Origin of the sequence: Novosphingobium guangzhouense (genome assembly GCF_002896965.1) — a bacterium.
Taxonomy (GTDB): Bacteria; Pseudomonadota; Alphaproteobacteria; order Sphingomonadales; family Sphingomonadaceae; genus Novosphingobium; species Novosphingobium guangzhouense.
The window spans coordinates 1-2,263 of the sequence record NZ_LYMM01000104.1; the positions used below are offsets into that span (position 1 = coordinate 1).

The 2,263-nt window shown below is 62.6% G+C and carries 2 protein-coding genes; both read right to left on the reverse strand.

The annotated features are described in order from the left end of the window. Positions 1-914, reverse strand: a 914-nt coding sequence (gene istA / locus A8V01_RS26945; RefSeq protein WP_211295220.1) for an IS21 family transposase, incomplete at its 3' end; no start/stop codon positions are given. Between the two features lie 187 nt (positions 915-1,101). After that, positions 1,102-2,184 (reverse strand): IS5 family transposase, encoded by a 1,083-nt coding sequence (locus A8V01_RS26950; protein WP_103099318.1) that lies wholly within the window; start codon positions 2,182-2,184, stop codon positions 1,102-1,104. Positions 2,185-2,263 lie beyond the last annotated feature (79 nt).

Genomic DNA, 2,263 nt, shown 5'->3' on the forward strand with positions numbered 1-2,263 from the left:
CTGATCCGCCGTTCGACCGTCAGGACCGTGTCGTAGCGCATGCCGGGCAGCGGCAGCAGATGAGGCTGTTCCTGCTCAAAATGCTCCTGCACGATCCGCCCGGTGGTCGCGTGCTGCCTGGCATTGGCGATATCGGCACACCATGTGCCGAACTGGGCGTTCAGATCGTCAGGATCACGAAAGCTGCGGCCAAGGAAGAAGTCCTGCCGGATATAGCGGAATGGCCGTTCCACCTTACCCTTCGTCTTGGCGCGGTAAGGCTGGCAGGCTTTCGGAGCGCTGCCATAGTGGGCCAACAGAGCGACCAGCGAGGCATTGTAGGTTACCACCCCGGCAGCGTCCTCGCCGATGACGGCGGTCTTCATGCGGTCGTAGAGAATTTCTTTGCAGCAGCCCCCCATCGCCTCGAAGGCGGCGATATGGCAGCGCATCACCGTTTCCAGCCCCTGGTTCGGGCAGAACCGCCCCCAAAGCCACCGACTGTGCCCCAGGACCATGCTGAACAGCCAGACCTTGCGCACGACCCCCGGCTCGCTGGTGAAGATCGTCTGGAATTCGGCAAAATCAACTTGAGCCTGTATGCCGGCGGCAGTTTCGAAGCGCCGCTCATAGGCCTTGGGCACGGGCGGCCGGACCTCGCGCAGATATTCTGTCAGGGAGGAATAGGCTCCCTTGAACCCCATTTCTCGGATTTCGCGATGCAGCCTTCGGGCTGAAAGGCCGGGATAGCTCTCCAACCGCTCCAGCAGATGGGTCCGATATGGCTCCACGGCGTTCTTTACGGGTTTGCGTGGCGAATAGCTTGGAGCCTCCAGACCGTTGGCCAGATATTTCTTCACGGTCTTGCGGTCGAGGCCGGTCTGGCGCGCGATGGCGCTGATGCTCAGCCCCTGTCTCTTGAGTTCCTGGATCAAAACGACCTCCCTCAGTCCTATCACCTGCTCGCCCTTCCTTCGGCATCAGCAGGGATAATTGTGCCGTCTGATCGGCATGGGGGCATGCCCCCATGCCGATCAGACGCAGTCCTCAAACTGGGGAATTTTCAACCAGCACATTTGGGGAGATTACGACCAGCACTCACAGCAGGGGCCGGTTTTTGCGTCATGCGGGCGCAGGACGCCCCTCAAGCCAGGCAAGACGCTGGAAGTTATAGGCCAGGTTGGCCATGCCGATCTTGATCGTGGCGCGGGCGATGCCGATGGTGCGAACGATGAGGCCCATGCGGTGCTTCTGCCCGGCGAACACATGCTCGACCTGAGCGCGGATTTTGGATCGCCGGGTGTTGGCCTTGGCGATCCGCTCGGGCATCGGCTGCCTTGGCTTGCGCCTCTGGTGGATATGACTCTTGAACATGCCAGTAGCGAGGAACGCCTCATTCTTCTTCGACCGGTAGGCCGTATCCGCCCAGACGCCCGAACCGGTGTTGCCCCTGCTGATCAGGTCCGGCAGCCGAGCCCCGTCGTGGGCGTTGGCGGCGCTGGCGCCCCAGGTGCGGATCAGGCCGTGGGCCTTGTCGATGCCGATATGGTTCTTGTAGCCGAACATCGGGATGGCGAGATCGACGGGCTTCGCGGCCTTCGGGTCGGCGCCCTCACGGACCTTGGCCTTGCTGTACTTGATCGACCAGCGCGCATCCCTGTCCTTTTGTCGCGCCTTCGCCGGCTTCCACTCCTCGGGCACGCGCCCTTCCTTGATCGCCGTCTTCTCGGCTTCGGTGTTGCGCTGCTTGAGCGCCGGCACCACCGTGGCGTCGATGATCTGCCCGCCCATCGCGAGATAGCCCCGGTCCTTGAGCGCAGCGTCGAAGCGGGTGAAAAGCTTGTCGATCGCCTTGGCCTGCACCAGGCGCTCACGGAACAGCCACACCGTCGTCGCATCGGGCACGGTGCCGTCGAGGCCCAGACCCAGGAAGCGCTGGAACGACAGGCGGTCCTTGATCTGGAACTCGGTGGCTTCGTCCGACAGCGAGTAGAGCGCCTGAAGCACCAGGATCTTGAACATCAGCACCGGGTCGAATGGCGGCCTGCCACCCTTGCCGCGAACACTGCGCCGAAGCGCAGCAACCAACGGCCCGCGGAAAACCTCGAAGTCGACAACGGCCGCCAAGCGCTCAAGCGGATCGCCCGCTGCACTCAGCGCCTCGTACCGGTCCGAAAGATCAAAGAAACCGGGCTGTCCTGCCATCATCGCCTCCGCCACATCGCCGACGAAGTGAATCAGTTCAGACCGCTACACGCCAGAGGTTTTTCGAGGTGTCCAGCTG

What these genes read in the sequence shown, in the direction of transcription:
- A8V01_RS26950 (WP_103099318.1), bottom strand. Translation starts at nt 2,184, where the DNA reads ATGGCAGGACAGCCCGGTTTCTTTGATCTTTCGGACCGGTACGAGGCG.